This window comes from Pseudomonas sp. GW821-FHT02C04 (assembly GCF_059421845.1).
Genome location: NZ_JBWKVT010000005.1, coordinates 64365 through 81790, shown reverse-complemented (window position 1 = coordinate 81790; position 17426 = coordinate 64365). Strand labels below are relative to the sequence as shown.

Annotated in this window: 18 protein-coding genes; 8 read left to right on the top strand and 10 right to left on the bottom strand. The window is 60.4% G+C overall.

All coding sequences use genetic code 11. The features are described from left to right. The first annotated feature begins 136 nt into the window (after window positions 1–136). Window positions 137–1063, top strand: a complete 927-nt coding sequence (gene tal, locus AC07VV_RS18975) for a transaldolase (RefSeq protein WP_096822069.1) — start codon at window positions 137–139, stop codon at window positions 1061–1063. 73 nt (window positions 1064–1136) lie between these two features. On the opposite strand, the gene rssC is transcribed toward tal, so the two are convergent. The 3 genes from rssC to AC07VV_RS18960 all read right to left on the bottom strand — a co-directional run bounded on the left by rssC (window position 1137) and on the right by AC07VV_RS18960 (window position 3812). Continuing rightward, window positions 1137–1619, bottom strand: a complete 483-nt coding sequence (rssC, locus tag AC07VV_RS18970) for an anti-sigma factor antagonist RssC (RefSeq protein WP_042560140.1) — start codon at window positions 1617–1619, stop codon at window positions 1137–1139. Continuing rightward, entirely contained in the window at window positions 1619–2800 is a 1182-nt protein-coding gene (rssB, locus tag AC07VV_RS18965; RefSeq protein ID WP_096822070.1) for a two-component system response regulator RssB, read from the bottom strand. Before rssB ends, rssC begins: the two co-directional genes overlap by 1 nt. A 322-nt stretch (window positions 2801–3122) precedes the next feature. After that, window positions 3123–3812, bottom strand: a complete 690-nt coding sequence (locus AC07VV_RS18960; protein WP_495037101.1) for an MlaA family lipoprotein — start codon at window positions 3810–3812, stop codon at window positions 3123–3125. A gap of 185 nt (window positions 3813–3997) precedes the next feature. Here AC07VV_RS18960 and pcrP point away from each other — a divergent pair, with 185 nt between their 5' ends. Continuing rightward, on the top strand, window positions 3998–4618 hold the full coding sequence (gene pcrP / locus AC07VV_RS18955; RefSeq protein WP_495037100.1) for an HAD superfamily inactivated hydrolase PcrP: 621 nt from the start codon (window positions 3998–4000) through the stop codon (window positions 4616–4618). A 108-nt stretch (window positions 4619–4726) separates the two neighbouring features. Further along, complete coding sequence (locus AC07VV_RS18950) at window positions 4727–4990, top strand: DUF4404 family protein (protein WP_096822073.1); 264 nt, start codon at window positions 4727–4729, stop codon at window positions 4988–4990. A gap of 68 nt (window positions 4991–5058) precedes the next feature. Here AC07VV_RS18950 and queF read toward each other — a convergent pair whose 3' ends face one another. Further along, on the bottom strand, window positions 5059–5889 hold the full coding sequence (queF, locus tag AC07VV_RS18945; RefSeq protein WP_495037099.1) for an NADPH-dependent 7-cyano-7-deazaguanine reductase QueF: 831 nt from the start codon (window positions 5887–5889) through the stop codon (window positions 5059–5061). 61 nt (window positions 5890–5950) lie between these two features. After that, on the bottom strand, window positions 5951–6484 hold the full coding sequence (gene copI / locus AC07VV_RS18940; RefSeq protein ID WP_096822075.1) for a copper-resistant cuproprotein CopI: 534 nt from the start codon (window positions 6482–6484) through the stop codon (window positions 5951–5953). 159 nt (window positions 6485–6643) lie between these two features. Between copI and AC07VV_RS18935 the strand changes: the two genes are divergently transcribed. Together AC07VV_RS18935 and AC07VV_RS18930 are read left to right on the top strand one after the other, a co-directional pair. Further along, window positions 6644–7324, top strand: coding sequence for a heavy metal response regulator transcription factor (locus tag AC07VV_RS18935; RefSeq protein WP_495037098.1), 681 nt, complete (start codon window positions 6644–6646; stop codon window positions 7322–7324). Then, window positions 7324–8664 carry a heavy metal sensor histidine kinase gene (locus tag AC07VV_RS18930; protein WP_495037097.1) on the top strand — a complete coding sequence of 447 codons (1341 nt, stop codon included), beginning with the start codon at window positions 7324–7326 and terminating at the stop codon, window positions 8662–8664. The genes AC07VV_RS18935 and AC07VV_RS18930 overlap by 1 nt, the downstream gene beginning before the upstream one ends. Before the next feature lie 30 nt (window positions 8665–8694). On the opposite strand, the gene AC07VV_RS18925 is transcribed toward AC07VV_RS18930, so the two are convergent. The 3 genes from AC07VV_RS18925 to AC07VV_RS18915 all read right to left on the bottom strand — a co-directional run bounded on the left by AC07VV_RS18925 (window position 8695) and on the right by AC07VV_RS18915 (window position 11944). Further along, window positions 8695–9939 carry a lipoprotein-releasing ABC transporter permease subunit gene (locus AC07VV_RS18925; RefSeq protein WP_495037096.1) on the bottom strand — a complete coding sequence of 415 codons (1245 nt, stop codon included), beginning with the start codon at window positions 9937–9939 and terminating at the stop codon, window positions 8695–8697. 63 nt (window positions 9940–10002) lie between these two features. Continuing rightward, window positions 10003–10686, bottom strand: a complete 684-nt coding sequence (gene lolD, locus AC07VV_RS18920; RefSeq protein WP_169844077.1) for a lipoprotein-releasing ABC transporter ATP-binding protein LolD — start codon at window positions 10684–10686, stop codon at window positions 10003–10005. A gap of 7 nt (window positions 10687–10693) precedes the next feature. Then, window positions 10694–11944, bottom strand: coding sequence for a lipoprotein-releasing ABC transporter permease subunit (locus AC07VV_RS18915; protein WP_273540932.1), 1251 nt, complete (start codon window positions 11942–11944; stop codon window positions 10694–10696). A gap of 94 nt (window positions 11945–12038) precedes the next feature. On the opposite strand from AC07VV_RS18915, the gene AC07VV_RS18910 reads away from it, so the two are divergent. After that, window positions 12039–12620, top strand: coding sequence for a PilZ domain-containing protein (locus tag AC07VV_RS18910; protein ID WP_038362242.1), 582 nt, complete (start codon window positions 12039–12041; stop codon window positions 12618–12620). Window positions 12621–12633: 13 nt separating this feature from the next. Continuing rightward, window positions 12634–13356 (top strand): glycerophosphodiester phosphodiesterase, encoded by a 723-nt coding sequence (locus tag AC07VV_RS18905; protein WP_495037095.1) that lies wholly within the window; start codon window positions 12634–12636, stop codon window positions 13354–13356. 42 nt (window positions 13357–13398) lie between these two features. Here AC07VV_RS18905 and sthA read toward each other — a convergent pair whose 3' ends face one another. Continuing rightward, window positions 13399–14793: a Si-specific NAD(P)(+) transhydrogenase gene (sthA, locus tag AC07VV_RS18900; protein WP_007984277.1), complete on the bottom strand. Its 1395-nt coding sequence runs from the start codon at window positions 14791–14793 to the stop codon at window positions 13399–13401. A 197-nt stretch (window positions 14794–14990) separates the two neighbouring features. Next, window positions 14991–16040, bottom strand: a complete 1050-nt coding sequence (locus AC07VV_RS18895) for an FAD:protein FMN transferase (RefSeq protein WP_495037333.1) — start codon at window positions 16038–16040, stop codon at window positions 14991–14993. A 74-nt stretch (window positions 16041–16114) separates the two neighbouring features. Here AC07VV_RS18895 and AC07VV_RS18890 point away from each other — a divergent pair, with 74 nt between their 5' ends. Then, window positions 16115–17407 (top strand): MFS transporter, encoded by a 1293-nt coding sequence (locus tag AC07VV_RS18890; protein ID WP_495037094.1) that lies wholly within the window; start codon window positions 16115–16117, stop codon window positions 17405–17407. Window positions 17408–17426 lie beyond the last annotated feature (19 nt).

Genomic DNA, 17426 nt, shown 5'->3' with positions numbered 1-17426 from the left:
TATCGACATCGCGCCCCGATCATTCAAACAGCCGTTTTCAGGTTGTTGCCCACGGGGCAATCGATACATCCACATGCCCTTGAGTGGCCGTCAGCGCTCGGGTAATGTCGTCAGACCCATAGGACAGAGCACGCTCATGACTTCCAAGCTGGAACAACTCAAACAATTCACCACCGTGGTTGCCGACACCGGCGACTTCGAAGCGATTGCCCGGGTCAAACCGGTCGACGCCACCACCAACCCTTCCCTGCTCCTCAAGGCCGCGGCCATTCCGGCCTATGCCGAGCTGCTGAACGCCGCTGTTCGCGACTGCAAGGGCGATGTCGGCCTGGCCAGCGACCGCTTTGGCGTCGCGGTGGGTCAGGAAATCCTCAAAGTGATTCCGGGCCGCATTTCCACTGAAGTGGATGCACGTCTGTCGTTCGACAAGGACGCGATGCTCAAGCGTGCGCACCGTCTGATCGAGCTGTACGACAAGGCCGGCATCGGCCGTGACCGCGTACTGATCAAGATCGCTTCGACCTGGGAAGGCATCCGCGCCGCCGAAGTGCTGGAGAAGGAAGGCATCCAGACCAACCTGACCCTGCTGTTCTCCTTCGCTCAGGCCGCTGCGTGCGCCGATGCCGGCGTGTTCCTGATTTCGCCGTTCGTGGGCCGCATCTACGACTGGTACAAGAAGGCCAACGGCAACGACTACACCGGCGCCGATGATCCGGGCGTACAGTCCGTCACGCGCATCTACAACTACTACAAGGCCAATGACTACAAGACCGTGGTCATGGGTGCGAGCTTCCGCAACCTCAATCAGATCGAGCAACTGGCTGGCTGCGACCGCCTGACCATCAGCCCGGACCTGATCGACAAGCTGGCGGCAGACACTGGCAAACTGGAGCGCAAACTGGCCCCGGGTCACGCCGGCGAAGCACGCCTGAGCCTCAACGAATCGCAATTCCGCTGGTTGTCCAACGAAGACGCGATGGCCACCGAGAAACTGGCGGAAGGCATTCGTCAGTTTGCCCGCGACCAGGAAAAACTCGAGGCGTTGCTGCAAGCCAAGCTGTAATCGGCTGACGGCAAACGCAAAAAGGGCGAACCCTCACAGGTTCGCCCTTTTTTTGTGCCTGATGGCGGGTGAATCAATGCCTTTCGAGGGCATTCACCAGATCATGGAAGGCTTCGCGATTGGAGTCGTTCAGGCCCATGAGGATCTTGTGCGCTTCCAGCACCTTGATCCGCACGACTTCCTCCGACTGATCCTGATCCGGCAGGTCATCGAGGCATTCCGGGCAAGGCACGGGATGGTTGACGATATTGAACACCTGCTCGAAACCCATCGATTGCAGCAGACGGGTGATGTCGTCGTGGGTGGTGACCACGGTCGGCAGCAGGCCGACCTTCTGCCGCGACAGGATCGACAGCTTGGCCAGCAGGCCCAGCGTGGTGCTGTCGATGCTGCGGGTTTCGGTCAGATCGATCACGATCGCATTGAAATTCAACGCGGTGAAGATCTTCTCAATAGTCGCATCCAACGCCGAACACAGGGTCAGGCGAACTTCACCGACGAACTTCAGGACGAAGGTGCCATCCTGCTCGGCGAACTGGATTCTACCGGTACTCATTAAAGATTCCTGCTCAACACCAACAAGGCGATATCATCCGGCATCTCCCCTAGCGTGGCCAATCCAAAAACCTGCCGCAGGCCATCCAGGCTGCCGCCCGCCGACTTGACCCGTTGGGGCAAGGCAGCTTCTTTCTCTTTGAGTGTGGGTTCTGGCAAAAGATCCAGAATGCCATCAGACATCAGCGTCAGGCTGAACGTCGGTGGCAGCTCGAGCACGTGATCTTCGTAGGTGGCTTCATTGAAAAGCCCCACGGGCAGACCGCGCCCCTCGAGGTAGCGAACACTGTCAGGCGTGTACAACACAGGCAACGGCAGATGGCCGCCGATGCTATAGGTCAACAAACCGGTCTCCTCGTCGATGACTCCACCGACCATTGTGACGTGTTTACCCAGCTTACAACTGATCAGCCCCCGGTTGATATGACCAAGGACTTCCGAAGGCTTGAATTCCGGCAAGGTGCCGTTGCGCTTGGACTCGAACAGCAGGCGCGTGGTCATGAACTTCAGCAGGACGGTGACGAACGCCGAAGAGGCGCCATGACCCGAAACATCCGCCAGATAGAACGCGACCCGACGCTCGTCCACCCGGAAATAGTCGACAAAATCACCCGACAGGTACAGCGACGGAATGATCTGGTGGGCGAACTTGAATTCGTCGATGGTCCACGGGCTGACCGGCAGCATGTTCATCTGCACCTGGCGACCGGCATTCTGGTCTTCCTGGAGCAGGTTCAGGCTGGCTTCGAGCTCACGGTTGGCCTTTTCCAGCTTCTCGCGGTAGCGCTGGTTCTCCAGCAGCAGGCGCGCACGATCCAGGGCCCGGCGCACGGAGTGCTCGAGCACGGCCAGATCTTCGAGAGGCTTGATCAGGTAATCCGCCGCGCCCAGGCGCAGGGCCTCGACCGCATCGTTCATCACGCCGGCACCCGAAACCACGATCACAGGAGTCTGTGGTGACCGCTCGGTGACCTGACGGATGAGTTCGAGACCGCCCATCTGCGGCATGCGCAGATCGCAGATGACCAAGTCGGGCTTGTCTTGCTCGAATACCTGAAGACCCTGCTGGCCGTTACTGGCCTGCAAGACGCTGAAACCACTGTCTTCCAAATAGGCCGCGAGGCTCGCGCGCACTACTTCGTCATCATCGATTATCAGCAGCGTGGCACTGGTTTTTGGCATGTGGGCAAACGGCGCCAGAATTAGGTTGGCGTAGCAGGCGGGGCAACGGCCCGGCGCAGACTACTGGATTCGCTTTCTAGCCTCTCTGCTGCACCGTTTCAGAGCGTTTGCCCTGTACACGGTTGCACCAGAGGTGCCCTTCTAAGGCGCAGACGGTACTCCCATCCGAGAGGCGTTTCAAGCATGCGCCGATGGTCGCTTGGAGACTTTGTTTGTCAAATCACTCGCAGTTATAAGAACAGCTTCAACCGTAACCCAATCATTGGACGCGCCCACAAAAAAGGCGACCTCGCGGTCGCCCCTTCATGTCGATCAATCGAGATCAGAAATCGTCTTCGACGTGACCGTCCTTGACCTTGAACTCGCGGTTCTGCAGGTAGGCATTGCGGATGAAGGTGTACTTGTCGCCGCTGATCAGCTTCTCGCTGGACAGCAGGCTGGCGCGGGTGTCGACGATGTTCAGGCCGTAGATGGTGTTACGCGCCGGGATGTCGTTCATGTAGCGGTACGGTGCGGTGTAGGTGTCGACGTACTTGGACGGCGCGTCACGCAGAGTGCTCGGGCCCAGCAACGGCAGCATCACGTAAGGACCGCTGCTGACGCCCCAGTAGCCGAGGGTCTGGCCGAAGTCTTCGTCGCTGCGATGCAGGCCCATCTTGGTGCCGACGTCGAAGAAGCCGAGCAGGCCGAAGGTGGTGTTGAAGATCAGGCGCGCGGTGTCGACACCGGCAGCGGCTGGCTTGGCCTGCAGAATGTTGTTCGCCAGGTTGGTGATATCACCGACGTTGCGGAACATGTTGTGGATGCCGTCTTCCAGGAATTGCGGCGTTACATAATCGTAGCCCTGCGCCAGAGGTTTCAGCGCGTAGGTATCGACGAAATCGTTGAACTGGAAAATCGGACGGTTGACGCTTTCCCAAGGGTCTTCTTCCGTTGCGGCGTGCGCGGCGAACGGAACCAGCATCACGCTGGCACATACACAAAGCTGAGCGAGAGGGTTGCTCCAGCGCATAGAAAACTCCTTGGATTGTACATACGCGGCAAGCGGGCCACGGTTATAAGAGGTGCAGTATAAGACGGAAACAAGGTTTTAGGCATTTCCGGCTTGAACACCTCTGTAGGACGGTTCGTCACGCGCTTGTCATCCAACTGTCACCGGCGATGCTTAGCCTGACTTCTATTTCAGGGACGTTTTCCATGCCTCAAGCCGAAGCCTTGCCCCTGTCCGCCCCAAACCTGACGGCCGTGCTGTTCGGGCTCAGCGGTTGCCTGGTGGACTTCGGCGCCCGCGCCCGTCACCACGCCAGCCCCGGCACAGAGCACGCCGACGCCACGCCGGGCGCGCTCGACAGCCTGCGCAGCCTGCAGCGCCAACTGATCCCCTGCGCCTGGCTCGATGACTTGCCCCCTGCTCTCACTCAGGTGCTGGCATCCGGATTGCCGGGCTGGATCAAACCCTCGCAACATCCCGCAACAAACAATCCATGGCCGGCACCGAATGCCTGCTGGCAAGCCTTGATGGCGTTGAATGTCGATCGCCTGGATGGCTGTGTGCTGGTCAGCGGCGAGCCGCACTTGCTGCAATCAGGCTTGAATGCCGGGCTGTGGACCATTGGCCTTGCGTCCTGCGGCTCACTCTGCGGCCTGGCCCCGAGCGAATGGCAAGCCCTCAGTCAGAAAGAACGCGAACAACTGCGCGGCAAGGCCACTGTGCAACTGTTCGGTCTGGGCGTGCACTCGGTGATCGATAACCTGGGCGATCTCGATACCTGCCTGGCGGACATCAGCCTGCGCCGCCTCAAAGGCGAGAAGCCCTGACCGGGATCATGCAGGTTCATCGAGAGTGGATTAGTCTTAAGGAGAGCCATAGACCTTTGGCGCACGACTGCGGTCTATGCCAGTGCCTCTCGATAAAAGGAAAACACCATGCCCGCCCGCGAACTGCAAGAACAGCTCAACACCCTGCGCGAGCAACTGGATCAGAATCCGCCGCTTACAGAAGAAGAGCGCGAACATCTTCGTGAGCTTATGGCGCAGATCGAATCCCAAATCAAACTGGAGAGCGCGACGCAGGACGCCAGCATCGCCGATGGCGTGAATCTGGCAGTTGATCGCTTCGAGCTCGAACACCCTGCTATTGCGGGCACCCTGCGCAATATCGTCAATGCGCTGGGCAGCATGGGCATCTGATCGCCCTCCCCTGAAATGCAAAAAGCCCTGCCAGCAATGGCAGGGCTTTTTCATGTCCGCTTTGCAGGTTACTGACGAACCAGACGATGGTTCGGCAACTGTACGCTTTCAGTGCTGCGGTACGGATTGATATCCAGCCCGCCCCGGCGCACGTAACGTGCGAACACCGTCAGCTTTTCCGGCTTCAACAAACGCTGCAGGTCGAGGAAAATCCGCTCAACGCATTGCTCGTGGAAGTCCGAGTGCTGACGGAAGCTGACGATGTATTCCAGCAGGCTGGCGTGATCCAGCGCTGCACCCCGGTACTCCACGACTACGCTGCCCCAGTCCGGCTGGCTGGTCACCGGGCAATTGGACTTGAGCAGATGGCTGTGCACGCTCTCCTCCACCACCCGCGAATCATCGCAACGCAGCAGCTCAGGACGCGGATGTTCGTAGTTGCTGACGCTGATATCCAGATCGTCAATGCACACGCCCGGCAGCGCGACCACGCCTTCGGCCTCGACCTCTTTCAGGCTGCGAACCCGCACGCCCACCGGCTTGCCGGCAGCGGCGGACAAGTCCTTGATCAGCGTCGCTTCCAGGCTCGCGACGTCGGCGAACGGCGTCTGGTTCAACGAGTTCAGATAGAGCTTGAACGACTTGGATTCGATGATGTTCGGCGAGTCCGCCGGAATGCTGAATTCGCCGATCGCCACCACCGGTTTGCCCGATGGCAGCAACCACGACAGTTCGAAGCAGTTCCAGAAATCCACGCCTTTATACGGCAGGGTCTCGGCGGTCAGGCCCAGCTCGGCCCACTTCGCGGTGCGCGGGATCGGAAACAGCAGAGACGGAGTGTAAGTGGCGATGTATTCGCTGGACTTGCCCAGCGGCGAATGTTCGGCTGCGGGATGCATGGCGGAAACCTGACTGAAGAATCAGCGGATTCTATCAGCCTTTGCTCCCGCCTTTGAGTGCTTACTGACTGACAGTCAGTTTGCCGACCATTCCGGCCTGGTAATGCCCGGGAATGTTGCAGGCGAACTCCAGGTTCACGGCTTTGCTGAAGGTCCAGGTCAACTCGGCGGTTTTACCCGGTTCGACCAGGACGCTGTTGGGGTCGTCATGCTTCATGACGTGCCCCATCGAGGCATGATCCATGCCCGCCATGTCGTGGGACATTTCCTTCATACCGGTCGGCGTGAGCATGCCGCTTTGTTGCATCTGCAACATTTCCTGCTGGTGCTTGGCATGCATTGCCGCGTCGCCGAGGTTGAATTCGTGCAACAACTGACCTTTATTCACCAAGACAAAGCGAATGGTCTCACCGGCCTTGATCTCGATGGCCTTCGGATCAAACGTCATGTCGCCCATCACCACTTCAATGCTGCGGCTGGCCTTGGCGGCCGGGGCGGGTTGGCCGAAGTCATAGGTGTGCGCAGGGTCGGCCCAGACGGATGAGCTCAACGCCAGCAGACAGGCGGCGACGGCCAGAGGGTTGCGCAAAAACATAGTCATACTCCAACAAGATAAGGTTCAACCTGTGGGAAACTTTAGCCGGCCTGCGCTGGCAGCTACCTGACAGGGAGATTACAACTTTGTCAGGTTGGTCTGCATAACCACCGCCCACGGTATAACGCCCTTGTTCTGTCTATTTGAGCTCCACAGCCCATGAAACTGCTGATCGTCGAAGACCAACCGAAAACCGGCCACTACCTACGCCAGGGCCTGACCGAGGCCGGCTTCAACACCGAGCTGGTGGCCGACGGCACCACCGGACAGCAACTGGCCTTGAGCGGTGACTATGCCTTGTTGATCCTCGACGTGATGCTGCCCGGTCGCAACGGCTGGCAGATTCTGCAAGCGGTGCGCAGTGCCGGGCTCGAAACCCCGATCCTGTTTCTGACCGCCAAAGACACCGTGGAAGACCGGGTTCATGGCCTGGAACTCGGCGCCGACGACTATCTGGTCAAGCCGTTCGCCTTCTCCGAACTGCTGGCCCGGGTGCGCAGCCTGTTGCGACGCGGCAGCGCCACTCCGCAGGAAACCTGCCTGCAACTGGCCGACCTGCGTCTTGACCTGATTCGCCGCCGCGTCGAGCGCAGCGGTCAGCGCATCGACCTCACCGCAAAAGAGTTCGCGCTGCTGGAAATGCTCCTGCGCCGCCAGGGTGAGGTGCTGCCCAAATCCCTGATCGCCTCCCAGGTCTGGGACATGAATTTCGACAGCGACACCAACGTGATCGAAGTGGCGATTCGTCGGCTGCGCCTGAAGATCGATGACGACTTCCCCAACAAGCTGATTCACACCGTGCGTGGCATGGGTTATGTCCTTGAAGAGCGTGCCGACTGATGCGCCGCCTGTCACTCGGCAGTCGGCTGGCGTTGCTCTTCGCCGCGTGTACCGCGACGGTTTCGCTGGTGGCGGGCGTGGTTTTCAATCGGGCCAGTGAGGCGCATTTCATCGAGCTCGATCAGCAACTGCTTGAAGGCAAACTGATCAATGTGCGTCAGACACTGCTGGGTGATGGTGACGCCGCGCATATCACCGCTGAATTGAGCCAACAGGGCGATGTCTCGCTACGTATCAGCGGCCCCGAGGGACCGCGCTGGTTCGGCCGATCCTTGCAAATGCCGGCGAACCTGCCGCAGCAGCCCGGCCTGGCCACCATCAACGACAACGGCACGGACTATCGCCTGCTCAACGCCCCGCTCCAGCCGGAACAACCCGACTCGCCACAGTTGACCCTGCTGCTGGACATCACCCACCACCAGCACTTTCTGCAACGCATGCAGCATCTGATCTGGCTGACCGTCGGTCTTTCGGCACTGGCGACCGCACTGCTCGGCGCCTGGGCAGCGCGCAGCGGATTGCGTCCACTGCGCCGCATGAGTGCCGTCGCGCGCGGAATTTCGGCGCAATCGCTCAATGCCCGACTGCCTGAAGCGCAGATGCCTGCGGAACTCACGGAATTGGCCCACAGCTTCAACGCCATGCTCGGACGCCTCGACGACTCCTTTCAGCGTCTCTCGGCGTTCTCCGCCGACATCGCCCATGAACTGCGCACCCCATTGTCGAACCTGCTGACCCACACGCAGGTCACCCTCACCCGCCCTCGCCCACTCGAGGATTATCGCGAGGCCCTGCACAGCAACCTCGAAGAGCTGCAATGGATGGCGCAACTGGTCAACGACATGCTTTATCTGGCCAAGGCTGACCATGGGCTGCTGGTTCCCAAGCGGGAACCGCTGAATCTCGCGGAAGAAGCCGATGCGCTGCTGGAGTTTTTCGCACCGCTGGCTGAAGACGCTCAGGTCAACCTGAGTCGTGATGGTCAGGGGCGGTTCGAGGGTGATCGCGCGATGTTGCGCCGAGCCCTGTCGAATCTGCTGGATAACGCGTTGCGCTTCACACCGGCGGCCGGCGAAGTACGCGTGCGGGTGGCCGAGCAGGCGAAGTCCTTGAGGATGACTGTGGAAAACAGTGGCGAAGGCATTTCTTCGGAATTGTTGCCGCGCTTGTTTGACCGCTTCTACCGGGCGGACCCGGCGCGCCAGGAAGGCAGCTCGGAGCATGCGGGGCTGGGGCTGGCGATTACTCAGTCGATCATCCGGGCCCATGGCGGGCAGATTCATTGCGAATCGGAACAAGGGTGGACGCGGTTTGTGATTGAGTTGCCGAAAAACGATTGAGGCCGGCAATGCCGGCCTCAATGGGGGAACTTACGAATAACGCAACGCGTGCGCGGGTTCGATCTTCGCCGCTCGCCAGGCCGGGTAAACCGTGGCCAGGAAGCTGAGGATAAAGCCCGCCGAGCAGATCAGCAGCACGTCGCCACCCTGCAATTCCGATGGCAGGTTGCTGACGAAGTACACGTCGGAACTGAAGATGTGCTGCCCGGACACTCGTTCGATCCAGCCCACCATCTCACTGACGTTCAGCGCGGCAATCACGCCGAGCACACCACCAATGATGGTGCCGACAATCCCGATCACCGTGCCCTGCACCATGAAGATCGCCATGATCTGCCGTGGCGTGGCGCCGATGGTGCGCAGGATCGCGATGTCCGCGCCCTTGTCGTTCACCACCATGATCAGGGTCGCGATGATGTTGAACGCCGCCACCGCGACGATCATCAGCAGCAACAGGCCGATCATGGTTTTTTCCATCTTCATCGCACTGAACAGGCTGCCCTGGGTATGGGTCCAGTCGTCAGCCTTGAAGTCGGCGCCGAGACCAGTGGCGATGTCCGAAGAAACCTTCGGCGCGGCGTACAGGTCTTTCACCGCCAGGCGCACGCTCTGTACCTGATTCGGCTCCCAGTGCTGCATCTGCGCGGCATCGGCCACGTGGATCAGGCCCATGGAACCGTCCAGCTCGGCGCCGACCTTGAACACACCCACCACATTCAGACGCTGCATGCGCGGGGTGATGCCGCCCGGTGCGGTACTGACTTCCGGCACGATCAGGGTGATCTTGTCGCCGACGTTCAGGCGGAAGCGTCGGGCGGTGATTTCACCCAGCACCACACCGAACTCGCCCGGTTTCAAGGCGTCGAGACGGCCCTGCACGATGTGCTGCGCAACGATCGACACCTTGCCTTCCTGGGCCGGGTCGACGCCGCTGATCTGGATCGGCTGCATCATGCCCTTGTAGGACAGCATGCCTTCCATTTCAGTGAACGGCACGGCGGCGGTCACTTCGGGATTCTTCAGGGCGGCGGCGGCCACCGGTTGCCAGTCATCGATCGGCTTGACGCCGACGATAGTCGCGTGGGGCACCATGCCGAGGATGCGCGAGCTCATTTCGCGCTGGAAGCCGTTCATCACCGACAACACCACGATCATCGCCAGCACGCCGAGGGCGAGGCCGATCATCGAGGTCATCGAAATGAACGAAACAAAGCGATTGCGGCGCTTGGCGCGGGTATAGCGCGTGCCGATAAAGATCGATAACGGTCTGAACATTCGCTGGGGCACCGTATAAAAATAAAAGACCCGACGCCTTTTCAGGCATCGGGTTTCAAGCCGTCAGATAGGGGTCAGGCAACCTTCCTGCAGATGCAGGACGCGGTCCATCTGGCGAGCCAGGTTCATGTCGTGAGTCACTACCAGGAACGCCGTGCGCATCGACGTGCTGAGTTCCAGCATCAAGTCCTGGATGCCTTGGGCGGTGTGGGAGTCGAGGTTGCCGGTCGGCTCGTCGAGCATCACCAGGCCAGGCTTGTTGACCAGTGCACGGGCAATCGCCACACGCTGACGCTCACCGCCGGACAGTTCGGCTGGTTTGTGCTCCAGACGATGGCCCAGACCGACTCGCTCCAGCAACGCGGTGGCGCGCTGGCGTGCTTCCGGGATCGGCGTCTTGCCGATCAGCAGCGGCATGCAGACGTTCTCCAGCGCGGTGAATTCCGGCAGCAAGTGGTGGAACTGGTAGACGAAGCCCAACGAACGGTTACGCAGCAGGCCGCGCTTCTTCTCGCTGAGAGCCGAGAGTTCTTCGCCGTCGAGCCAGACGCTGCCCTTGGTCGGCGTGTCGAGACCGCCCAGCAGGTTGAGCAAGGTACTTTTGCCCGAACCCGAGGTACCGACAATCGCTACACGCTCGCCCGGGTGCAACTCCAGTTGCAGGCCGGCCAGCACTTCTACCGATTCCGGGCCTTCCTCGTAGGATTTGCCCAGGTTGCGGCAGCTCAAGATTGCTTTTTCACTCATGCCCGACTCACTCATAACGTAGCGCCTCCGCCGGCTGGGTGCGCGCGGCACGCCAGGCTGGATACAGGGTGGCGAGGAAACTCAGGACCAACGCAGCGGCGCAGACCATGATCACATCCTGGCTCTGCACCTGCGACGGCAGGTAATCGATGAAATACACGTCGGCGTTGAGGAATTTATGCCCTATCACGCCTTCGAGGGCCGAAATCGCTGCGCTGACGTTGAGCGCGGCAAAGATCCCGACCACGGCGCCAATGGCCGTACCGACCACGCCGATCACCGTGCCTTGCACCATGAACGTGCGCATGATCGTGCCCGGCGTAGCGCCCAATGTGCGCAGAATGGCGATGTCACCCTTCTTGTCGTTCACCACCATCACCAGCGTGGAAATGATGTTGAACGCGGCAACCGCGACGATCAGCAGCAACAGCAGGCCGATCATGGCTTTTTCCATGCGGATCGCCTGATACAGATTGCCGTGGGTGCGGGTCCAGTCGCGGGCGTAGTAATGGTCTTCGCCGAGGCGTTGGGCGATGTTCCACGCTTCACGCGGTGCCTGGAACAGGTCGTCGAACTTCAGACGCAGGCCCTGCACCTGATCAGGCTTCCAGCGGTGCATCTTCGCCAGATCCTGCAGGTTGGTCACGCCCAGGTAACCGTCCAGCTCACCGGCGCCGACATGGAAGATGCCGACCACGGTGAAGCGCTTCATGCGCGGGAACATCCCGGCCGGCGTCACGCTGACCTCCGGCGCGACGAAGGTGACCTTGTCACCGATGCCCACGCCGAGCTTGGTCGCGGCCTTGTCGCCGATCACGATGCCGAAGCTGCCCGGCGTCAAGTCGTCGAGTTTGCCCTGCTTCATGAAGTTGTCGATGATCGAGACGTTGCGTTCCAGCGCCGGGTCAATGGCATTGAGCAACACCTTGGACACCTGGCCGTTATTGGTCAGCAGCCCCTGCATCTGGGTGAACGGCGCGACGGCCGCCACCTGCGGATTCTGCTTGACCTTGGCGGCCAGGCTCGGCCAGTCGCTGATGGCTTCACCGGACTCGATGGTCGCGTGGGGCACCATGCCCAGCACGCGGGTGCGCATCTCATGATCGAAGCCGTTCATCACCGACAACACCACGATCATCACGACCACGCCAAGGGCGAGCCCGATCATCGAAGTCAGGGAAATGAATGACACAAAATGATTGCGACGCTTTGCACGGGTATAACGCGTGCCGATAAATACGAAGAGAGGTCTGAACATGTCGGGGCTTGTTCGGAGGGAAAAGGAACGTCCTTGTGGCGGGGGTCGATAACCAGCTTTACACTCAGACCACCGCCGCTACCATGGGTTCGCCATGTCGACATTAGATGAAGAAGATCGCCGCGAATACTACCGTATCGAGGACACGATCGCACTGGAAATTAGGCCCCTGTCCGCTCCCGAAGCCGCAGGCCAGGAAGTGTTGCAGGATGCTTCCCCGCTGTTCAATCTGCTCAGCGAACTGCACCTGAGCGAATTTGAGTCGCAGCACCTGCTGCGCCAGATCAGTGAACGTGACCGCGCCATCGCCGCGTTCCTGAAATCCCAGAACAAACGCATCGACCTGCTCAGCCAGGTGGTCGCCCTGACCGTGCTCGGCCACATCGGCGAGCCGCAGCCAGTGATCATCTCCGAGGGCGGCATCGACTTTCAGTACCCGACCCCGATCGCCACCGGCGCCCACCTGTCGGTCAAACTGGTGCTCATGCCCCAGGCGCTAGGCCTGTTGCTGCGCGCCCGGGTGACCCATTGCGACCGCAAGGGCGAAGGCTACGACATCGGCACCGAGTTCGAACACTTGACCGATGCCCAGCGCCAGTTGCTCGCCCGCTATATCTTGCAAAAGCAGGCTCAGGAACGACGTCTGGCCCGCGAACAGAACGAATCAGGCATTTAATTAAGGAAGAACCGTGACCCTTATCTACGGCCACCGCGGCGCCAAGGGCGAAGCACCGGAAAACACCCTGACCAGCTTTCAGGAATGTCTCAAGCACGGCGTTCGCCGTTGCGAACTGGACCTGCACCTGTCCAAGGACGGCGAGTTGATGGTTATCCACGACCCGACCCTCAAGCGCACCACCGAGCGCCGTGGCAAGGTGGTCGAGCACTCCGCCGCCGACCTGGTGACCTACGACGCCCGCAAGGGTGGCCCGGGCTGGATCAAGCCGTGCCCGATTCCGACGCTGGAAACACTGTTCGAGCAATGTAATTTCGATCACTGGCAGCTCGAAGTCAAAAGCGCTTCGCGCACCCGCGCCGCGACCACCGTGCTGGCCATTCGCGAAATGGCGGTCAGGCACGGACTGCTCGACAAGGTGACGATCACCTCGAGTTCAAGGGAAGTATTGAAGGCTGCGCTGGATCTGGTGCCCGACGTATCGCGCGGTCTGGTGGCCGAATACGCCTGGCTCGACCCGTTGAAGGTCGCTCAGAGTTATGGCTGCGAGATTCTCGCGTTGAACTGGACGCTGTGTACGCCGGAACGCCTGCAGAAGGCGCAGCGTCAGGGGCTGCACGTGTCGGTGTGGACCGTCAACGAGCCTGCGCTGATGCGCAGACTCGCCGACTTCGGCGTTGACAGCCTGATTACAGACTTTCCCGGTTTGGCCACTGCCACCCTTGGGAATAGCTGAAATCGGTCTCCCCGGCCGGCTCAGGCCACCGGCCGGAGCCCGTCAAAAAAGCCGGTTGAGGCCGTCGTACGCCGCTACCCGATAGGCTTCGGCCATGGTCGGGTAGTTGAACGTGGTGTTGACGAAGTACTTCAGAGTATTCAGCTCACCCGGCTGGTTCATGATCGCCTGACCGATGTGCACGATCTCCGACGCCTGATAACCGAAGCAGTGAACGCCCAGCACTTCCAGGGTTTCACGGTGGAACAGGATCTTCAGCATGCCTTGCGGCTCGCCGGCGATCTGCGCACGCGCCATGCTCTTGAAGAACGCCTTGCCCACTTCGTACGGCACTTTGGCCTGGGTCAGTTCCTGCTCGTTCTTGCCGATCGAGCTGATCTCCGGAATGGTGTAGATGCCGGTCGGCACGTCATTCACGAAGCGCCAGCTGCCATTGTCGACGATGCTGCCGGCCGCCGAGCGACCCTGGTCGTGGGCGGCACTGGCCAGGCTCGGCCAGCCGATCACGTCACCGGCACCGTAGATGTTCGGCACACAGGTGCGGTAGGCCTCATCCACTTCGATCTGGCCACGACTGTTGACCTTGACGCCGATGTTTTCCAGACCCAACTGATCGGTGTTGCCGGTCCGGCCGTTGCACCAGAGCAAGGCATCGGCCTTGATCTTCTTGCCGGACTTCAGGTGCAGGATCACGCCGTTGTCCACGCCTTCGACGCGGTCGTAGTCTTCGTTGTGGCGCACGGTGATGTTGTTGTTGCTGAAGTGGTAGCTCAACGCCTGGGAAATTTCCGAGTCGAGGAAGCTCAGCAACTGACCACGGTTGTCCACCAGCTCGACCAGTACACCCAGACCGCTGAAGATCGAAGCGTATTCACAGCCGATCACGCCAGCGCCGTAAACGATCAGTTTGCGCGGGGTGTGGCCGAGGCTGAGGATGGTGTCGCTATCGTAGATACGCGGGTGGTGGAAATCGATGTCCGCCGGGCGATAAGGGCGCGAACCGGTGGCGATGATGATGTGCTTGGCCACCAGTTTCTCGACCACACCGTTGGCGCAGACCACTTCGATGGTCTGCTCGTCGGCGAAGCTGCCGGTGCCGAAGAACACGTCGACGCGGTTACGGGCGTAGTAGCCGGTACGCGAAGCGACTTGTTTGGAGATGACTTTCTCGGCGCTTTTCAACACGTCCGGGAAGGAGAACCAGCGCGGCTCACCGATCGCACGGAACATCGGGTTGGTGTTGAACTGCATGATCTGCCGCACCGAGTGACGCAAGGCCTTGGACGGGATGGTACCCAGGTGGGTGCAGTTACCGCCGACCTGGCGACGGCTGTCGACCATCGCCACCTTGCGCCCTGCTTTGGCGGCGTTCATTGCCGCGCCTTCTCCCGCCGGGCCGGAACCCAATACCACCACGTCGTAGTTGTAGACAGCCATGCGTACTCCTCAGAACAGGCCGCGGTGCCAGCAGCACCGGCGGCTAAATCACGCCGAACGGCGGCGCGAAGGAACAATTGGGGGCCAGTAGAAAACCCGGACACAGTCTATAGAAGCGTCAACGCCGCGCACATTAACCCTTGGTCGCGTCGTAGGCTACTTTTGCCTGCACTACAACGCCAGTTTTCGTACTGTCTTCAGTCAACTTTTGCGCCACTGAGCCGCTCGAAAGCCTGACTGGTGCGGGTGACGAAACCTGTATCGGCACGAATCACAAAGAATGCACCAATATCGTGTTTTTCGGCATAGTCCCAGGCCCTTTCCGGCCCGAGAATCAGCAACAGTGTCGATAGTCCATCGGCCATCAATGCTGAAGGATGAATTACCGTGACTGACGCTAGATCGTGCAGGACCGGCGCCCCGGTGCGGGCATCGAAGGTGTGGGAATAGCGCCGGCCATCCTGCTGAAAATAGTTGCGGTAGTCGCCGGACGTGGAAAGGCCATAACCATCAACGTTGAGAACGCGCTCCGCCACCTGCTGATCGTCACGGGGTTCTTCCAACGCGATGCGCCATGGCGAGCCATCGAGTTTCTTGCCGGACGCCTTGAGCTCGCCCGTGGCCTCGGCGAGGTAATCATGAATGCCCAAGGCGTCGAGTCGCGCGGCAATGGTGTCGACCGCATACCCGGCAGCGATGCTGTTGAAATCGACTTCGACCGCCGCGTCCTTGCATAACTGGTCGCCATCGACACGCAGATGCCGGTAGCCCACCCGTTTCTGCACTTCAGCCAGCGCCGCCTCGCTCGGCACCTTTTCTTCACGCCCCTGCGGACCGAATCCCCAGAGATTGAGCAGTGGCTCCACCGTCAGGTCGTAGGAACCTTCGCTTTGTTGCGACAGCTGCTCACCAACCCTGACCAATTCGAGGATCGGCGCCGGCATGGTCTGACAGCGATCGGCGGGCAATGCGTTGAAGCGCGAAATATCGGAGTCCGCGCGATAGGTCGACATCTGCTGATCAACGTCGGCGAGGATCTTCTCGACTTCGACGCGAACATCCTGAGGTGCAGGCAGATTGGCCCGGCGCACGTACTTGATCGAATACGTGCTGCCCATGGTCGGGCCGCCGAAGCTCTCCATCGAGTCGCCGGAGCTGCAGCCGGACAAAACACCGAGAAGAATCACGAAAACCACCCATCGTCCAGTTAACAATTCTTCATCTCCGAGCAAAACCGAGCCCGCCATTATGACCACAGAGCCCGCTAGCTCCCAAACGGATGCAACGCTTTCATACAAAATCAAAAAGTGAGTACCTGAACATGTCCTCCACCACGGGCAAAGGCAAAGCGATTTTTCGCGTTGTCAGCGGCAACTTTCTCGAAATGTTCGACTTCATGGTCTATGGCTTCTACGCCGTGGCCATCTCCAAGACCTTCTTCCCCACCGACAGCGCCTTCGCCTCCCTGATGCTCGCACTGGCAACCTTCGGCGCAGGCTTCCTGATGCGTCCATTGGGGGCTATTTTCCTCGGTGCCTACATTGACCGTCACGGCCGTCGCAAAGGCCTGATCATCACCCTCGCGCTGATGGCGGCCGGTACAGTGCTGATCGCCTGCGTGCCGAGCTACGCCACCCTTGGCGTTGCAGCGCCGCTGATCGTGCTGTTCGGCCGATTGCTGCAAGGCTTCTCGGCCGGCGTGGAACTGGGCGGCGTGTCGGTGTACCTGTCAGAGATCGCCACGCCAGGCCGCAAGGGCTTCTTCGTCAGTTGGCAGTCCGCCAGCCAGCAAGCGGCGGTGGTATTCGCCGGTCTGCTCGGCGTCGGCCTCAACCACTGGCTGAGCCCGGAACAGATGGGCGACTGGGGCTGGCGTGTGCCGTTCCTGATCGGCTGCATGATCGTTCCGGTGATCTTCGTCATTCGTCGCTCCCTGGAGGAAACGCCGGAGTTCCAGGCACGTAAACACCGCCCCACCCTGCAGGAAATCGTCCGTTCGATCGGTCAGAACTTCGGCATTGTCATCGCCGGCATGGCGCTGGTGGTGATGACCACCGTGTCGTTCTACCTGATCACCGCCTACACCCCGACCTTTGGCAAGGCGGAATTGCACCTGTCGGACTTCGATGCGTTGCTGGTGACGGTGTGCATCGGCCTGTCGAACTTCTTCTGGCTGCCGGTAATGGGCGCACTGTCTGACAAGATCGGCCGCAAACCCCTGCTGTTGGCGGCGACGATTCTGGCGATCCTGACCGCTTACCCGGCGCTGTCGTGGCTGGTGGCGAACCCGAGCTTCAGCCATCTGCTGATTGTCGAATTGTGGCTGTCGTTCCTGTACGGCTCGTACAACGGCGCAATGGTGGTGGCGCTGACCGAAATCATGCCGGTGGAAGTTCGTACGACTGGTTTCTCGCTGGCCTACAGCCTGGCGACTGCGACCTTCGGTGGATTCACGCCAGCCGCCTGCACTTACCTGATCCATGTGCTGGACAACAAGGCGGCGCCGGGGATCTGGCTCAGCGGTGCAGCGGTGCTGGGATTGATCGCGACGCTGGTGCTGTTCCATGGCAACAAACACGAACTGCGCACGGCACAAGCGGCCATCCCCAACTGACCTGAATCGCGCACAAACA

Coding starts and splice junctions, on each gene's coding strand:
- pcrP (WP_495037100.1), top strand. CDS start 3,998: ATGCCTCAAGCCGAAGCCTTGCCCCTGTCCGCCCCAAACCTGACGGCC.
- tal (WP_096822069.1), top strand. CDS start 137: ATGACTTCCAAGCTGGAACAACTCAAACAATTCACCACCGTGGTTGCC.
- AC07VV_RS18925 (WP_495037096.1), bottom strand. CDS start 9,939: ATGTTCAGACCGTTATCGATCTTTATCGGCACGCGCTATACCCGCGCC.
- AC07VV_RS18895 (WP_495037333.1), bottom strand. CDS start 16,040: ATGGCGGGCTCGGTTTTGCTCGGAGATGAAGAATTGTTAACTGGACGA.
- AC07VV_RS18915 (WP_273540932.1), bottom strand. CDS start 11,944: ATGTTCAGACCTCTCTTCGTATTTATCGGCACGCGTTATACCCGTGCA.
- AC07VV_RS18930 (WP_495037097.1), top strand. CDS start 7,324: ATGCGCCGCCTGTCACTCGGCAGTCGGCTGGCGTTGCTCTTCGCCGCG.
- rssC (WP_042560140.1), bottom strand. CDS start 1,619: ATGAGTACCGGTAGAATCCAGTTCGCCGAGCAGGATGGCACCTTCGTC.
- AC07VV_RS18890 (WP_495037094.1), top strand. CDS start 16,115: ATGTCCTCCACCACGGGCAAAGGCAAAGCGATTTTTCGCGTTGTCAGC.
- sthA (WP_007984277.1), bottom strand. CDS start 14,793: ATGGCTGTCTACAACTACGACGTGGTGGTATTGGGTTCCGGCCCGGCG.
- AC07VV_RS18935 (WP_495037098.1), top strand. CDS start 6,644: ATGAAACTGCTGATCGTCGAAGACCAACCGAAAACCGGCCACTACCTA.
- copI (WP_096822075.1), bottom strand. CDS start 6,484: ATGTTTTTGCGCAACCCTCTGGCCGTCGCCGCCTGTCTGCTGGCGTTG.
- lolD (WP_169844077.1), bottom strand. CDS start 10,686: ATGAGTGAAAAAGCAATCTTGAGCTGCCGCAACCTGGGCAAATCCTAC.
- queF (WP_495037099.1), bottom strand. CDS start 5,889: ATGCATCCCGCAGCCGAACATTCGCCGCTGGGCAAGTCCAGCGAATAC.
- AC07VV_RS18950 (WP_096822073.1), top strand. CDS start 4,727: ATGCCCGCCCGCGAACTGCAAGAACAGCTCAACACCCTGCGCGAGCAA.
- AC07VV_RS18910 (WP_038362242.1), top strand. CDS start 12,039: ATGTCGACATTAGATGAAGAAGATCGCCGCGAATACTACCGTATCGAG.
- AC07VV_RS18960 (WP_495037101.1), bottom strand. CDS start 3,812: ATGCGCTGGAGCAACCCTCTCGCTCAGCTTTGTGTATGTGCCAGCGTG.
- rssB (WP_096822070.1), bottom strand. CDS start 2,800: ATGCCAAAAACCAGTGCCACGCTGCTGATAATCGATGATGACGAAGTA.